We start from the raw sequence: 14516 nt of genomic DNA on the forward strand, positions 1-14516 counted from the left end.
CCGCGTAGCCTCTCAAAGAGAGGCTAAAGCCCTCACTACAAACCTTACATCAAAATAAGGTATACAATGGGGGGCTGTCCGGCCCACCCCACAAGAGTTTCACTGCTAATATCTGTACTTTATGTACTGGCAAAGTGCTGTATGTCGAGAATCAACTGTCTAATCTTTCCACAAAGCAATCCCACCCAATAAACCAGTGACATTGGGAATGAGTTTTACATTTAACGGCAAATGCATATTTACCTTAACAGCTTCACCGCCGCCGATATAAAGGTAGTCATAATTGAAAAGATGTTGCAAAGAAGCGATCGCTTTTTCTAACCGTCGATTCCACTTTTTCTCACCAATCCTTTCCAAAGCTGCACGTCGGAGTTGTTGTTCATAAGTCTCCCCTTTGCGAAACGGATGATGTCCCATTTCCATATTCGGCACTAGAGTTCCATTGACAAACAAAGCCGAACCAAAGCCAGTCCCCAGTGTCACTACCAATTCCACACCCAACCCGGCGATCGCACCTAAACCCTGCATATCAGCATCATTAATCACCCGCACAGGTTTGTTTAACTGCTTAGACAATATTGTTGCCAAATCACAGCCAATCCAATCTGGATGTAAGTTTACCGCCGTTTCTGTGACTCCACATCGCACCACACCGGGAAAACCTACAGAAACACGATGAAAATCGCCTTGTGCCGCTGCTAACACCACAATAGCGTTAATTACTACCTCCGGTTTAGCCGGTTGAGGCGTCTCTAAACGCGCCCTTTCCGTTAAGGGCTTGCCGGCGATATCCAACACCATAGCCTTGACACCACTACCGCCAATATCCACCGATAGGGTGCGAATTGATCCATGATCTTCAACCATTAGTTTTACCCTCGTTGCTGCTATCTCTTTGGATATTATGCTGCGGCATTCAGATGATATCCAGATATTTTGAGAGTCTTCACAACTTCCCGAATCATCGAGATGTTGCCAGCAAACTGACCTTTCCTCTACCCCCTAAAAGAATTTTCAGAGATTCATCAGCATTTTCACGTAGATTAAATTGCTTTTTCTAAGTCTAGATTTAACCAAATTTGCCCCCGACGTAATTCCGGGTATCTTCCTGCTGGGGATTGCTGAAAATACTCTCTGTCAATTCATATTCAACCAGATATCCCATTTTATTGCCCGTTTCCGTCGCTCGTGCATTAAAAAAGGCCGTCATATCTGACACCCGCGTAGCCTGCTGCATATTGTGAGTAACGATAATAATCGTATACTGGGATTTCAGTTCTCGAAGTAATTCCTCAACCCGCAAAGTTGAAATTGGGTCAAGAGCTGAACAGGGTTCATCCATCAGCAAAACTTCTGGTTGAATAGCTAAAGCGCGGGCAATACACAAGCGCTGCTGTTGACCACCAGATATAGATAGACCGCTCTGCTTGAGTTTATCTTTAACTTCATCCCACAAAGCAGCTTGCCGCAAACTCTGCTCTACCAATACATCCATATCACCACGATAACCATTAACCCTGGCGCCAAAGGCGATATTTTCATAAATTGATTTGGGGAAGGGGTTAGGCTTCTGAAACACCATACCAACCTGACGGCGCAAATCTACTGGGTCAATCTTTTTATCATAAATATTTCTGTTCTGAAAGGTAATTCTGCCCTCAATGTGTGTACCGGAAATCAAGTCATTTAATCTGTTAAAACATCTGAGTACGGTACTTTTACCACAACCAGAAGGGCCGATAAAAGCCGTAATTTTGTTTTTTTTAATATCTAAGTTAACATTACTAACTGCTTTAAAATTACCGTAGAAAACAGATAATTCTTCAGTTCGCAAAATATGCTCATCAGTGGCGGTTTTTGTAGTAAATGCCATGCAAAAATTTCCAATTAATTGACGATTTAAAATTTGATTTAAACCCCACAGTCAATGATAATAATTAAATTATCGGCGTGACTGCTGGAACTTATTGCGTAACAAGATTGCTGATGTATTCATTAGCAGTAGCAAAAGCATCAAAACAATAATCGCAGCAGCAGCATTATTATGAAACTCTGGCTGGGGACGAGAAACCCAGTTATAAATTTGAATTGGCAGGGCTGTAAAAGGACTTTGCAATCCTTTTAAAGAAAGATCAGGAACGAAAGCAATGAAAGTCAAAGCTCCAATCGTGATTAGAGGAGCTGTTTCACCGATGGCTCGCGAAAGTGCCAAAATTGTACCTGTGAGGATACCTGGTAAAGCGATGGGAAAAATTTGTACTCGGATCACCTGCCACTTGGTTGCTCCCAAAGCATAACCTGCTTGCCGCAGACTATCGGGAACGGCACGTAAAGATTCACGAGTAGTAATGATGATAATTGGTAAAATCAACAAACTCAGAGTTAAAGCACCAGCTAATACACTCCGTCCATTGGTAAGTGGAGCCATCCACCGCACGAAAACTTGCAAACCTAGCAGTCCATAAATAATCGATGGCACTGCGGCTAAATTGGCAATATTAATTTCTACAAACCTAGTTAACCAAGTATCTTTTGCATATTCTTCTAAATAGATTCCCGCCCCAACTCCTAAGGGAAAGGAAACTATAGCAATTGTTACTAATAACCAAATGCTGCCTACTAGAGGAGACAATATCCCGGCTATGTCTGGACGACGAGAAGGGTAACTGGTAATAAAAGACCAATTTAACCGAGCCAGCCCATCAGTCAACACATTGAATAGCAAAATAGCCAGCACTGACAACGCAAATAAAGTTGCAGACCAAGCCAAAATTTCAAAAACTTTGTCAAAAGTGTAGCGCTTAGATAGAGAGACATCAAAGTCCGGATTTTCTCCAGAGTAGTTCTGATCTGTGGACTGGGAATTTCGGAAACTCATTCGTATTTCTCCCGGAAGCGGCGAACAAACCAGTAACTAAAAATATTCAGGGCTAAGGTGATGACAAACAAAGTCATACCCACTGCAAAAATTGTGTTGTAGGCTAGTGAACCGGCTGGCGTATCCCCTTGGCTCACTTGGACAATATAGGCTGTCATTGTTTGAACTGGTACTAGCGGATTGAGTCCTAGCTGGGGATTTTGACCCGCAGCAATAGTGACAATCATAGTTTCACCAATGGCACGGGAAATAGACAAAATAAAAGAAGCTACTATCCCAGATAAAGCTGCGGGTAAGATGACTGCAACTATTGTTTCCCGTTTGGTTGCGCCTAATGCGTAGGAGCCATCCCGTAGACTTTGAGGAACTGAATAGATGGCATCTTCACTCAAAGAAGCTACCAGTGGAATAATGGAAATTCCCAATACTATCCCCGCACTCAAAGCATTAAATCCCTGCAAACTAGGAATGACTTTTTGCAGAAATGGTGTTACTGTCAGCAGTGCAAAGTAACCAAAAACAACGGTGGGCACACCTGCTAGAACTTCTAGGGCAGGCTTGAGCCATTTGCGAAGCCCAGCAGAAGCATATTCACTCAAACAGATTGCGGCTAACAAACCAATAGGTAATGCTATGGCGATCGCAATTGTAGAGGTAAGCAATGTGGCACTCAAGAGCACCATAATGCCAAACTGTTTATTAGCAAACAGTGGTGTCCATTGTGTTTCTGTTAAGAACCGCCAGATCGGTACTTTTTGAAAAAATCCTACAGTTTCAAAAATTAGCGTTAAAACAATGCCGATTGTAGTCGCTACCGAGATAAAAGCAAACACAGCAAATAGCCCTTTTACTGTAGTTTCTATCTGCTGATTCAATCTACGATTTGGTTGCCATAATTCGGCAGTATCTCCTGAAGTCGGTAACGGGTTGACACTCATGGTCAGCACACCTCCTAAGTACAAAGTCATTGGTTTTTATAGATACAAAGCCAGCTTGATCAAGCTGGCTAAATATTTTTGGATCTACTTACCATTCTCAATATAGCAATTGCCAAAAGATTCTTATTTTTCCTGTTTGAGTAACTCTTTCAGGGTAACACCCACTTTAGAACCCTTACCTTCAAAAACTGAACCAACCTTCTTATTATTAAAGCGTCCTTGAATTTCTCCAATCAATTCGCTAGGTAGAGGCACATAGCCTACTTCTTTTACTAACCTTTGGTTCGCCGCAGCTAGATGAAAATCAATAAAAGCCTTGACTTCAGGACGATCTGCTGCTGTTTTTTTAACATAGATAAACTCTGGGCGAGATAGTGGCTGATAAGTACCATCAGCAACGGTTACGGGGGTAGGCTGAACACAACCCTTGCCATTATCAATGGCAACTAGCTTTAACTTTGCTTTGTTGTTTTCGTAATAAGCAAGCCCGAAGAAGCCCAGACCATTTTTATCAGAACTTACACCTTGTACTAAGGTGTTGTCATCTTCACTAGCAGTGAAATCTCCCCGGCTTTTGCCTTCTTCTCCTACGATGGCTTTGGTAAAGAAATCATAAGTACCAGAGTCTGTACCTGCTCCAAAAAGGCCCAATCGCTCATCTGGAAAGTCAGGACGAATTTGCTTCCAGGTAGTGACTTTGCCCTGAGCCTCTGGCTCCCACATTTTCTTTAGTTCATCTACCTTGAGGCATGCTGCAAATTTGTTTTCTGGGTTGACCACAACGGAAAGACCATCAAAGGCAACCGGTAGTTCAATGTACTCTACATTATTTTTTTTGCACAATTCCACTTCTTCCGACTTAATCGGACGGGAAGCATTGGAAATGTCGGTTTCATTATTACAAAACTTTTTAAAGCCGCCACCTGTACCAGAGTTACCCACGGTGACTTGCACACCAGGATTTGCCTTCTGAAACTCTTCCGCCATCGCTTCAGAAATGGGGAACACGGTACTAGAGCCATCGATCATGACTTTTCCAGATACATTCGAGCCAGATGCTGTATTTGCGGCTGGAGTTGCATCACCACCAGTTGCTGGGCTAGGGTTGTTGGAAGCTTGGTTGTTGTCACCGCAAGAGCTGATACTAATTGCTAGGACAACTATGGGAGCAACCAACCGCATCTTTGAAGAGAACATAAATCTTTTGATAAATGATGGCATGGATTCCGCCTATAAACTACCATTAGGAAAAACAAGGCAGGTTAAGAAACGGTTAAAACTAATAAAAATATTCCGCATTTTTATTAGAATGTCTGAGAAGCAAGAAGCTCACGTCAGGGTAAAATGCACAGCTTTATTCCCCCAGAACGGTTTTTCCCCTACCTCACCTGGAATGATGTTCAGGTAATGCCAGATAAAGAAAATGTGGTGATCATCCAACCAGTAGGGGCAATTGAACAACATGGCCCCCATCTACCACTGATTGTTGATGCTGCTATCGGTGTGGGAGTACTGGGAAAAGCTCTATCCCAGCTGGATGCTAGCATTCCCGCTTACGCTTTACCCAATCTTTTTTACGGCAAATCTAACGAACACTGGCACTTTCCCGGTACGATTACTTTGAGTACCCAAACACTGACAGCTACCATTATGGAAGTGGGAGAAAGTATTTATCGTGCTGGGTTTAGAAAATTCGTGTTGATGAACTCTCACGGCGGACAACCCCAAGTTATGCAAATGGCCGCCCGAGATTTACACGTTAAATATGATGACTTTTTGGTTTTTCCCCTGTTTACTTGGCGTGTTCCTAATATTACTAAAGATTTATTGACTGTGAAAGAGGCAGAGCAGGGAATGCACGCCGGAGATGCTGAAACTAGCATCATGCTGGCGATTTTGCCGGAACAAGTACACTTAGACAAGGCTGTTGCTGAGTATCCACCAGAACAGTCAGAAAGTACCTTGCTGAGTTGGGAAGGTAAACTACCTGTGGCTTGGGTGACGCGGGATATTAGTAAAAGTGGCGTGATTGGTGATCCGACAACTGCAACCAAAGAAAAAGGCGATCGCATCCTCGAATCTGTCGCCAATGGTTGGGTACAGGTAATTAAAGATATTTACACCTTTCGCCTACCCCAACCCAGTTAGTCATGGGAGCGGGAAATTACTACCGCCAGTTCCTATCTAAATTTGCTAGTGTAGGATTAATGGAAATAATGGTGGTGTCGCTGTGCGCCCCCTAAAAGCGATGCCATCGGAGCAGCAAATCTCTATTAAAATTAATTCTCCGAGAAAGAACTATGACGGCGTTTGAACCTAAAAGTCTCCGTTCTTATAGCCAAGAAGACGTACAGAAAATTTTGCAATTGGCGATCGCCCGTCAATCTGACGATCAAAACAAAGAATTTTCTTATGAGCAAATATTAGAAATAGCATCTGAGTTAGAAATATCCCCAGATTGTTTAAATCTAGCAGAACGCGACTGGCTGGCGCAACAGAGCGAAGGGCAACAGCGAATAGCTTTTGATGTTTACCGTCGAGGAAAATTTAAGAAGCGTCTTGGCAATTATGCCATTGTCAACGGTTTTTTTATGGTGGTAGATTTGATTGGTGGTGGCGGTATTTCTTGGTCGCTGTACATTTTGCTATTCTGCGGATTAGCCCTAGGGCTAGATGTCTGGAATACCTTTCAAACTAAAGGCGAAGAGTATGAAATGGCATTTCAGAAATGGAATCGTAAGCATCAAATTAAAAAAACTATCAACACAGTAATCAATAAGTGGTTCAAGGCGTTACAAATTTAGGTGATTCATAGCTAAATAGCTAAAGACGAAAGCTGCGCTGAGAGGATGTTGATGACGATAAAATGCCATGGTGAACGAAGCACCAGCGGATTAAAACATCTTCTTAGCTCGACTTTATCCATTTTTACGAACCCCAAAACCTGACGCTGAAACCCTTGTGGGATCATAGTTTTAGTTTTTGTACTTGATCGAAAATCAGTGACAGAGAAAAAGTATTTGCCAAAAAGCCAGGGTTTGTGCCGGGTAAGGAAAACCGATTTCTTAATTTTGGATAAAGTCGAGCTTAGTATTAGCTGGCTAGTTTCTGTTTAGCTTTGTGATTTTTAAATTGCCAGCTTACCCCCCAAGCCATCAGCGCCAAAAGCCCCAACGCCGTTGGAGGTTCGGGAACAGCTTGGATTTGCCCACGAATTTCGCCTCCAGGGAATTTTGTTGTGTGGATGTTGAAGTAAGTATTACTATTTAACAGTGCTTGAGCTAATGAATCTGTCAAGGGTCTAACCGCATCATTAAACCGCCAAATGCCAGTAATTGTACCCGCAGTGTTACCTGTGACTAAATTACTTGGAAAATTAACAACAGGGCCGTTTGATCCTAGGGGGGCATTGTGAATGTGTGCGGCTACAAGATTCGCCTGCAAACCAGAGTAATTAACTACATAGTTAAAAATCCAGCTTCCAGCTTCACCGTTGAGTGTACCTGTCAATGTACCTGTAGCTGGTGTAATAGCATTATCTTGAGCGCCATTCAGCGTACTGGTGAAATGAAAAGTTGATGCATTAGCGGCTAAGGGCGTGAATGAGACAATGGCCGCACCCAGTAATGTCCCTGTGACAAAAAGCTTCATAAATTACTGTGTAAGCTGATGGAATATCAGAAGATAGATTTGGCATATTAAGTGATTCTACTGGAGAATGTGACAAATTAAAATGCCAAATTCATCATCTCTGATTACCAATTAGCTACTGCTAAGGCGATCGCATCCTTAGCTGCTGCTAAAGACTTACTACGGGCATCATCACCCAAGCTCAGGCTATCGGCATGGATAAAAGTAACGTCTGTAATTCCAATAAAACCGAAAATAGTGCGGATGTAGGGTTCTTGCAAATCATAAGCAGCGTAGGGGGTTCCTGGAGGGAATGTACCACCACGAGAGGTGATCACGAGTGCTTTTTTGCTGCTATCGACCAAACCTTTGTAGCCGTTCTCATCAATTACAAAAGTGCGCCCAACACGAACAATTTGGTCAATGTAAGCCTTGAAAGTAGAGGGGATGCTCAAGTTGTACATCGGTACACCAAAGACGTAGCGATCAGCCGCTAGCAGTTCATCAATGAGGCTATCAGACAACTTAATTGCCTCAACCAGTTCGGGTGTACGCCCATCGGGTGGTGTAAAAGCAGCAGCAATCCACGATTCGTCTACATGAGGAACAGGATTGCGCCCTAAATCCCGGTAAGTTACTGTATCGCCAGGATGAGTATCTTTCCAGGAAGTGACAAACTCATAGGAGAGAGTACGGGAAACAGAACGCTCACCACGGGGGCTAGAGTCAATATGAAGGATATTTGCCATAAATAAAGTTCCCGATTCAAACTACGCCTATGGGCGTTTAATAGTGTTCAGTTGACTTACAAAATACTTGCTCAATTGACTTTAAACTATGTAAAGTTAATATGGAAAGTACGCACTTAAAAGTAAGATACTTACTAAAAAGTAACCATGAAAGCCGAAGCAAAAATTGATAGCAGACCAACTTGTGGAGTAGAAACAACGCTCAAGGTAATCGGCGGACGCTGGAAGGTTTTGATTATTAGAGAATTAATTTCTGGAGTAAAACGTTTTGGTGAGTTACAGCGTTCCTTATCCGGAATTACCCAAAAAATGCTCACCCAACAACTAAGAGAAATGGAAGAAGACGGGATTATACATCGAGAAGTCTACCCACAAATCCCCCCTAAGGTAGAATATTCATTAACACCTTTGGGAGAAAGTCTAAAACCAATTCTCTATGCAATGCATGAATGGGCTGTTCAGCATTTAGGTAATAGGTAATAGGCCTCTTGTTATTGGTTGCTTTGCAAATATTCAATCGCCGCTTCTAATTTGGAGGGAAATCCTTTAGCAAAGCTTTCAAACCAAAGTCCTTCTGATGAAAGTGGATCTAATTTGGCTAACCATTCTTTTGCTGGTTTCCTTAAAGCCTCTAGTTGCTTGGCTCTGAGTTGTTCTTGGCGAATTTGCTTCTTCTCTAATTCTTGCTGTTTTCTCAACTCTTCAGCAGCATCTTGTTCAGCAATATCAGCTTGAACTTCCGCCAACAAGTTATCCATAACAGACGCTGACTTTCCTGGGGGTTGAATGAAGGATTTAGCAGGAGTTTGTTTGGTCTGCTGCTGTCCAGGCTTTGGTTCCTCATATTCAGCTTTGAGTTGAGATAACAGCTTATCAATGGAATCCATTTTTTCCAGTCCTGTCAAGGGTATGGTTAGTCAGTAATGGCATTGAGGAGCACTTCTGAAAGACTCATATCTTCCATATCTTCCATTGTCACAGTGTCGCAAATATCAAATTTTGCACCTGCGCTTTGAAGTTCATCATCCAAGACTTTTAGAAAGCGAGTAGCTTGAGCATCTGTCCCCACTTGAATAAAGGAAATAGCTAATTCTTCATCGCGATCCATTCGACGAGAAGCTTCAATAATTACCTTCATCACCGCTTTGCGATCATCTGGTTCACCATCAGTAACAACTAAAATTGTCTCACCATTCGCTTTAGTTTTACTAGCTGTCTTGCGTTGAAAGTAATCATCAGTAGCGTGTTTCAAGACCCCTGCTAAATCAGTAGTACCAGATGGATCATTTTCTTGAAAAATCTGTGCTACCTTGCTAGTTGTCACATTTTCATAGCGCTTGAATCTACCAGAAAATACATAAATTGTAATACCATCTGGATCAAATTGCTCGCACTTATTAGCTAAGGCTAAGGTAGATTCTTGTGCGGCTAACCATCTACTTCTACCACCTTTTTGATCTGGGGTAGCCATGCTGCCACTTTTATCAATAATCAATGTATAATCACGGTTTTCCAACACTTTCACCTCTCTAGCTATTACTTATGAGTAGTTAGTCAATTGGCTTGAGACTATTGATAAGTTAGTCTGTTATCGCCTTCATCAATACATCTGCAAGGCTCATGTCTTCTAAATCATTTAAAGTGATGGTGTCGCAAATATCAAATTTAGCGCCTACACTTTGTAACTGATTGTCCAGAGCTTTGAAAAACTTAGTTGCTTGGGAGTCTGAACCTACTTGAATAATATAAATTCTTAATTCTTGCTCATTTTCTATTCGTTGTGTGGCATTAATTATAACTTCAAATACACCTTGGCGGTCATAGGGTACACCATCTGTAATAATTAATATTAGTTCTCCATTTGGCTTAGTTTTTCCCGCAGCTTTCCGTGTAAAGTAATTATTGATTGCATCCTGAAGTACACTTCCTAAGTTGGTCGTATCTTCAGGAATATTTTCGACAAAAATTTGCGAAACTTTAGCTGATGTGACATAATCGAAGCGTTGAAATTCTTTGGAAAAAAGATAAACTGTTAGACCATCTGAGTCAAGCTCTTCACATTTTCTAGCTAAGGCATAGGTAAATTCCTGTGCTTCTAGCCATCTGCTTTGACCACCTTTTTTGTCTGAGGTTGCCATGCTGCAACTTTTATCAATAATCAATGTATAGTCACGGTTATCCAAAACTTGTACTTGCTCCCGCTATCAGTTTTTAGTTGTTAGTCAATTGGCTTGAGACTATTGATAAATTAGTCAGTTATCGCATTCATCAATACATCTGCAAGGCTCATATCTTCTAAATCATCTAAAGTGATGGTGTCGCAGATATCAAATTTGGCGCCTACACCTTGCAACTGATCGTCCAAAGCTTTAAGAAACTTGGTTGCTTGAGCGTCAGAACCTACTTGAATAATCGAAATTGCTAATTCTTCATCTCGTTCCATTTGGCGAGTTGCCTGAATTATCACCTCAAATACTGCTTTGCGATCGTCTGGTTCGCCATCGGTGATGACTAATATTGTCTCACCATTGGGCTTGCTTTGACCGCTGGCTTTGCGCTGAAAGAAACTATTGAGGGCATCCTGAAGTACACTGGCTAAGTTTGTTGTCCCAGCAGGGTCATTTTCCTGAAATATCTGGGCGACTTTGGCCGCGGTGACGTTCTCATAGCGTTTAAATCTACCGGAAAAAAGGTATACAGTAATACCATCAGGGTCAAACTGTTCACACTTTCTGGCTAAGGCAATTGTAGACTCTTGGGCTATCTCCCATCTACTTCTACCACCTGCTTGGTCGGGGGTGGACATACTGCCGCTTTTGTCAATGATTAATGTATAGTCGCGATCGCTCATCATAATATCCTTGTGATTACATCCCTGTGCTTCTATTTTAACTGTTGGGTCATGGGAGAGGTACATTTGAAGTGTGCTTTGTAATAATCGATAAATCGCAAAAAAAGCCGTTTAACAGGATTAAACGGCTGGATAAGTGATATTTAAACCCCTAAGAGCATTAATCGTATCCCCCAAACATAAACAGAGAAATCGGTTCATCAGTGCTATTCATCAAAGCATGGAGATTACCACCCTTGAGCATGGCAAAGTGTCCGGCTTTGAGATTACGAATTTCAAAGCAGCGTTCTCGCTGATCCATTTTGCACCAGTCACCTACTACCATGAAGCCTTGACCTTCCATCATCAGAAATATTTCTTGATTATCGCGATGGCGGTGTAAACCAATGCCACAACTAGGGTTGAGGAGGTGTAAATCCATATAATCTACAGCTAAAAATGGTTCGGAACTGTTACCGCCCCTAGGTTCTGCTTGGGAATGCACTCTCAGGAGGCTCTGCCTCCAGTAGTAAAGGACGAGGCAGAGCCTCACAGATATCATTGAACCAGACAATTAAATCTACCAGAAAACTTTACTGGGTAAATCTTTGAAAGCGACTCTGATATACAGATTTTGAAGCAATATCAGTTTTTGCCCTTTTTCAGGAATAGTTATCAAACAACTTGTATATGTTCAGTAGATGAATAAGTAAATACCATAAATGAGAGCAATACCCCATTCACAAGACTGAAGAGCCAGTTTTAATTCAATCAAGTTAGGTTCAACAGTTTGTGTGCTTGGCAGGATGCATAGTAACGAAATACTTGAGTGAAACTGGCTCGCTATCCTAGAACATCACTATATACAGGGGCAATATGAATTCGCAAGAGAATCAAGAAGTTTTTATCTCATGGACGGGTGCGTTAGGAAAACGTATAGCTTTATATCTCAGAGACTATATGCTTCAGTTCTATCCGCTTAATCCTTGGGTATCAGATGCTGATATAACGGCAGGTGCAGCTTGGTTTAACGCAACAAATAGAGCCTTAGAAAGAGCTTCCTTTGGTGTTGTATGTCTAACTCCTGGTTCTTCCAAGCGACCTTGGGTTAACTTCGAGACAGGAATTCTTTTTGGAAAACTTAATAATTGTAAGCTTGTCACCTTTGGAGAAAAATTGAGTAATCCACTACAGCAGCTTCAGAGTATTGATGGCATCAAAAAGGATGAATGGGTAAGTCTGCTACAAGAAATGACAAACCGTAGTCGGAGGGAATGCGAAGTATGGATACAAAGTCAGTTTCCTGAATTTGAAGATAAAGTATTAAGACTTGTTACTCAATCTCCCTATGAATATATGTCGGAAATGGATAGAACAATTGGATCTCTTCAAGATACTGTTGATCAGTTAAAAAATAGCGAATTTGCTCGGCAGAATATTTGTTTTCAGCAAGTAATTCTTCATTCATTCATTGAAATTAAAACTAGAGCGACAAACAGCATTTCAAGTTACACTGTCCCCGCATCTCAATATCCAGAATACTTGATATTTTTACAAAAAAAAATTAATCCTTTTGTGAAAGCGGTGGCTCTTGTCAATGTAGAGGAACAGTTTTGGCAGCAAACTTTAGGTAAAGAAATTTTAAAAACATCAAACGAAGATAATATTAGAGTATTTGTGTTTACGACTGAAGACCAATTTATCCAAATGTTTGACACATTACAAGATCATGCCAATAGATACAGAGTTTATGCAATGCGCCTGTCAATACTATCACGAGAATTTGGTCCGTCATACAGTAAAGATTTTTCAATAATTGAAGCATCTGGCAGCAAAATACTGGCAGATTACGATAATATTCAAGGATATAAATCTATTCGATTTACTGCTGATCAACATACAGTTTCAATTTACGAAAAGGTCTTAAATAGCATGGTAAGAAAAGCTGTATTTATTCCTAAAAATATTAGAAATGATAATGATATGGGAATTGAAAAATTAAAAAATTTGATTTTCAATCCTCCTAATCTTATTGATTACGATACAAAAACAATAGAAATGTCTCTATATATTGACGTGGAAGATTATGATAAACATGAAGAAAAGCATGCTTATTTTCAAGATATGATGAGACGAATGATTGAAATTTTTATGGAACATAGTAACCATAATCATCATCCCTCTTCTATATTAGAATTAGGTGCGGGAACAGGAATATTCACTAGTCGTTTAGCGAATCTTTCAAATATTAATAAAATAGTTACTATTGAAATTGATTGGCATTGCTATAAAAAGCTTTTATCTAAGTTTAGAAGATACAAAGGCAAAATTGAAGCTGTTCATGAAGATAGCCGAACTTATGATCCTCTCCAAGTATTCGACTATATCTTTTCATCATTTGCTGACCACCATATTAGAATTACTGACAAAGAACAATATTTTGAAAATATCAAACGGAATATTAAGCCTGGTGGGCTAATAATTGTAGGTGATGAATTTATTCCAGAACACAATTTAAATGATAAGGAGTCGCGAGACTGTGCGCTAAAAGCTTACCATAATCATATTATTGATATTGCCAAACAGCAAGAAGAGCTTATACTAGCGACTCTTGAGCAAGAAGCGCTAGACTCAGGACTTCGAGAAATAGGGGACTTCAAGATTTCTTGTGAACAGTATGAACAGCTTTTAAAAAGAGTTGGACTAGAATTTAAAAAAGAAAAAATTGGACCATTAGACCGTGATGATGTTGGTGGAATATATGTTTATACGATATGGCTTCCCAACTAACGCGTCTGAACTAGCAGCACAAAGCCACCTTATCCTTATTTTGAAAATTCAACCCTGACAAGAGTTTTAGTTACACGTTTATTCATCAACAATAGATTATGAGCGAAAACCAACTTAGTGCAGACCAACAAAATATTCATAATATCAACCAGAAAATTCAAAACCAGGTTGAACCTATAGACTCAAGAAGAAATAGTTATGGAGAAAACTTTCACTTACATATCTTAGAGGAATATAAGTTGTATGTTGAAATGATGGATAGGAATACTGCTAGACGAGGACAAATTAACACTTTTTATATAAGTTTGCTATCTGGGATTCTAGCTCTAATGTCAGTTTTCTTTGATAAAAAGATTTTGCCTATTAATCAAGTACTGCTACTTTTACTACTAGCAGTTTTAGGACTAGCTTTATGCTTTGTGTGGATTGTGAATATAAATTCATATAAAGAACTTAATTTTCTCAAATTCAAGGTTATTAATGAAATGGAAAAGTATTTGCCGTACCCTTGTTATACCAGAGAGTGGGAAATTTTAAAAGAAGGTAATATTTCCCTAAATTATAGACGTTTAACAAAAGTTGAAAAATATGTACCTTTTATTCTGGGCTTTCCATACTTTTGTTTACTTATCTACTCTTTGATTAAACTTTTTACTAAATAAAATACAAATTAATTTAACATCATTCACTTATTAAAGCTA

General features: G+C 40.3%; 17 protein-coding genes. 5 read left to right on the top strand and 12 right to left on the bottom strand.

Annotation, left to right across the window (positions count from 1 at the left end):
* Positions 1-159: 159 nt before the first annotated feature.
* The 5 genes from H6G32_RS06310 to H6G32_RS06330 form a co-directional block, all read right to left on the bottom strand.
* Positions 160-867, bottom strand: coding sequence for an ROK family protein (locus H6G32_RS06310; RefSeq protein WP_190456232.1), 708 nt, complete (start codon positions 865-867; stop codon positions 160-162).
* 202 nt (positions 868-1069) lie between these two features.
* Positions 1070-1873, bottom strand: a complete 804-nt coding sequence (gene pstB / locus H6G32_RS06315; RefSeq protein ID WP_190456234.1) for a phosphate ABC transporter ATP-binding protein PstB — start codon at positions 1871-1873, stop codon at positions 1070-1072.
* A 69-nt stretch (positions 1874-1942) separates the two neighbouring features.
* Positions 1943-2878 (bottom strand): phosphate ABC transporter permease PstA, encoded by a 936-nt coding sequence (pstA, locus tag H6G32_RS06320; RefSeq protein ID WP_190456235.1) that lies wholly within the window; start codon positions 2876-2878, stop codon positions 1943-1945.
* On the bottom strand, positions 2875-3846 hold the full coding sequence (gene pstC / locus H6G32_RS06325) for a phosphate ABC transporter permease subunit PstC (RefSeq protein WP_242046512.1): 972 nt from the start codon (positions 3844-3846) through the stop codon (positions 2875-2877). Before pstC ends, pstA begins: the two co-directional genes overlap by 4 nt.
* A 93-nt stretch (positions 3847-3939) precedes the next feature.
* Entirely contained in the window at positions 3940-5013 is a 1074-nt protein-coding gene (locus H6G32_RS06330) for a PstS family phosphate ABC transporter substrate-binding protein (protein ID WP_190456238.1), read from the bottom strand.
* A gap of 147 nt (positions 5014-5160) precedes the next feature.
* Between H6G32_RS06330 and H6G32_RS06335 the strand changes: the two genes are divergently transcribed.
* Together H6G32_RS06335 and H6G32_RS06340 are read left to right on the top strand one after the other, a co-directional pair.
* Entirely contained in the window at positions 5161-5964 is an 804-nt protein-coding gene (locus tag H6G32_RS06335) for a creatininase family protein (RefSeq protein WP_190456241.1), read from the top strand.
* Between the two features lie 152 nt (positions 5965-6116).
* Positions 6117-6620, top strand: coding sequence for a 2TM domain-containing protein (locus H6G32_RS06340; RefSeq protein ID WP_190456243.1), 504 nt, complete (start codon positions 6117-6119; stop codon positions 6618-6620).
* A 289-nt stretch (positions 6621-6909) separates the two neighbouring features.
* Here H6G32_RS06340 and H6G32_RS06345 read toward each other — a convergent pair whose 3' ends face one another.
* Together H6G32_RS06345 and H6G32_RS06350 are read right to left on the bottom strand one after the other, a co-directional pair.
* A complete protein-coding gene (locus tag H6G32_RS06345) occupies positions 6910-7467 on the bottom strand; it encodes a CHRD domain-containing protein (RefSeq protein ID WP_190456245.1) in 558 nt (185 codons plus the stop codon).
* Between the two features lie 104 nt (positions 7468-7571).
* Positions 7572-8195, bottom strand: a complete 624-nt coding sequence (locus H6G32_RS06350) for an FMN-dependent NADH-azoreductase (protein ID WP_190456247.1) — start codon at positions 8193-8195, stop codon at positions 7572-7574.
* Positions 8196-8342: 147 nt separating this feature from the next.
* On the opposite strand from H6G32_RS06350, the gene H6G32_RS06355 reads away from it, so the two are divergent.
* Complete coding sequence (locus tag H6G32_RS06355; protein ID WP_190456249.1) at positions 8343-8675, top strand: winged helix-turn-helix transcriptional regulator; 333 nt, start codon at positions 8343-8345, stop codon at positions 8673-8675.
* Positions 8676-8686: 11 nt separating this feature from the next.
* Here the strand turns inward: H6G32_RS06355 and H6G32_RS06360 are convergent, their stop codons facing one another.
* The 5 genes from H6G32_RS06360 to H6G32_RS06380 all read right to left on the bottom strand — a co-directional run bounded on the left by H6G32_RS06360 (position 8687) and on the right by H6G32_RS06380 (position 11530).
* On the bottom strand, positions 8687-9082 hold the full coding sequence (locus H6G32_RS06360; protein WP_190456250.1) for a salt stress protein, Slr1339 family: 396 nt from the start codon (positions 9080-9082) through the stop codon (positions 8687-8689).
* Positions 9083-9108: 26 nt separating this feature from the next.
* Positions 9109-9714, bottom strand: coding sequence for a vWA domain-containing protein (locus tag H6G32_RS06365; protein ID WP_190456253.1), 606 nt, complete (start codon positions 9712-9714; stop codon positions 9109-9111).
* A 61-nt stretch (positions 9715-9775) separates the two neighbouring features.
* Complete coding sequence (locus H6G32_RS06370; RefSeq protein ID WP_190456254.1) at positions 9776-10378, bottom strand: vWA domain-containing protein; 603 nt, start codon at positions 10376-10378, stop codon at positions 9776-9778.
* A 65-nt stretch (positions 10379-10443) separates the two neighbouring features.
* Positions 10444-11049 (bottom strand): vWA domain-containing protein, encoded by a 606-nt coding sequence (locus tag H6G32_RS06375; RefSeq protein WP_190456315.1) that lies wholly within the window; start codon positions 11047-11049, stop codon positions 10444-10446.
* 157 nt (positions 11050-11206) lie between these two features.
* Positions 11207-11530 carry a cupin domain-containing protein gene (locus H6G32_RS06380; RefSeq protein ID WP_199328015.1) on the bottom strand — a complete coding sequence of 108 codons (324 nt, stop codon included), beginning with the start codon at positions 11528-11530 and terminating at the stop codon, positions 11207-11209.
* Between the two features lie 371 nt (positions 11531-11901).
* Here H6G32_RS06380 and H6G32_RS06385 point away from each other — a divergent pair, with 371 nt between their 5' ends.
* The gene (locus H6G32_RS06385) at positions 11902-13815 is read left to right on the top strand and encodes a methyltransferase domain-containing protein (RefSeq protein ID WP_190456256.1); all 1914 of its coding nucleotides are present in this window, start codon (positions 11902-11904) and stop codon (positions 13813-13815) included.
* A 98-nt stretch (positions 13816-13913) separates the two neighbouring features.
* The gene (locus H6G32_RS06390) at positions 13914-14477 is read left to right on the top strand and encodes a RipA family octameric membrane protein (protein ID WP_190456259.1); all 564 of its coding nucleotides are present in this window, start codon (positions 13914-13916) and stop codon (positions 14475-14477) included.
* The last annotated feature ends 39 nt before the right edge of the window (positions 14478-14516 follow it).

It is taken from the genome of Cylindrospermum sp. FACHB-282 (genome assembly GCF_014697195.1).
In the GTDB taxonomy this organism is placed as follows: Bacteria; Cyanobacteriota; Cyanobacteriia; order Cyanobacteriales; family Nostocaceae; genus Cylindrospermum.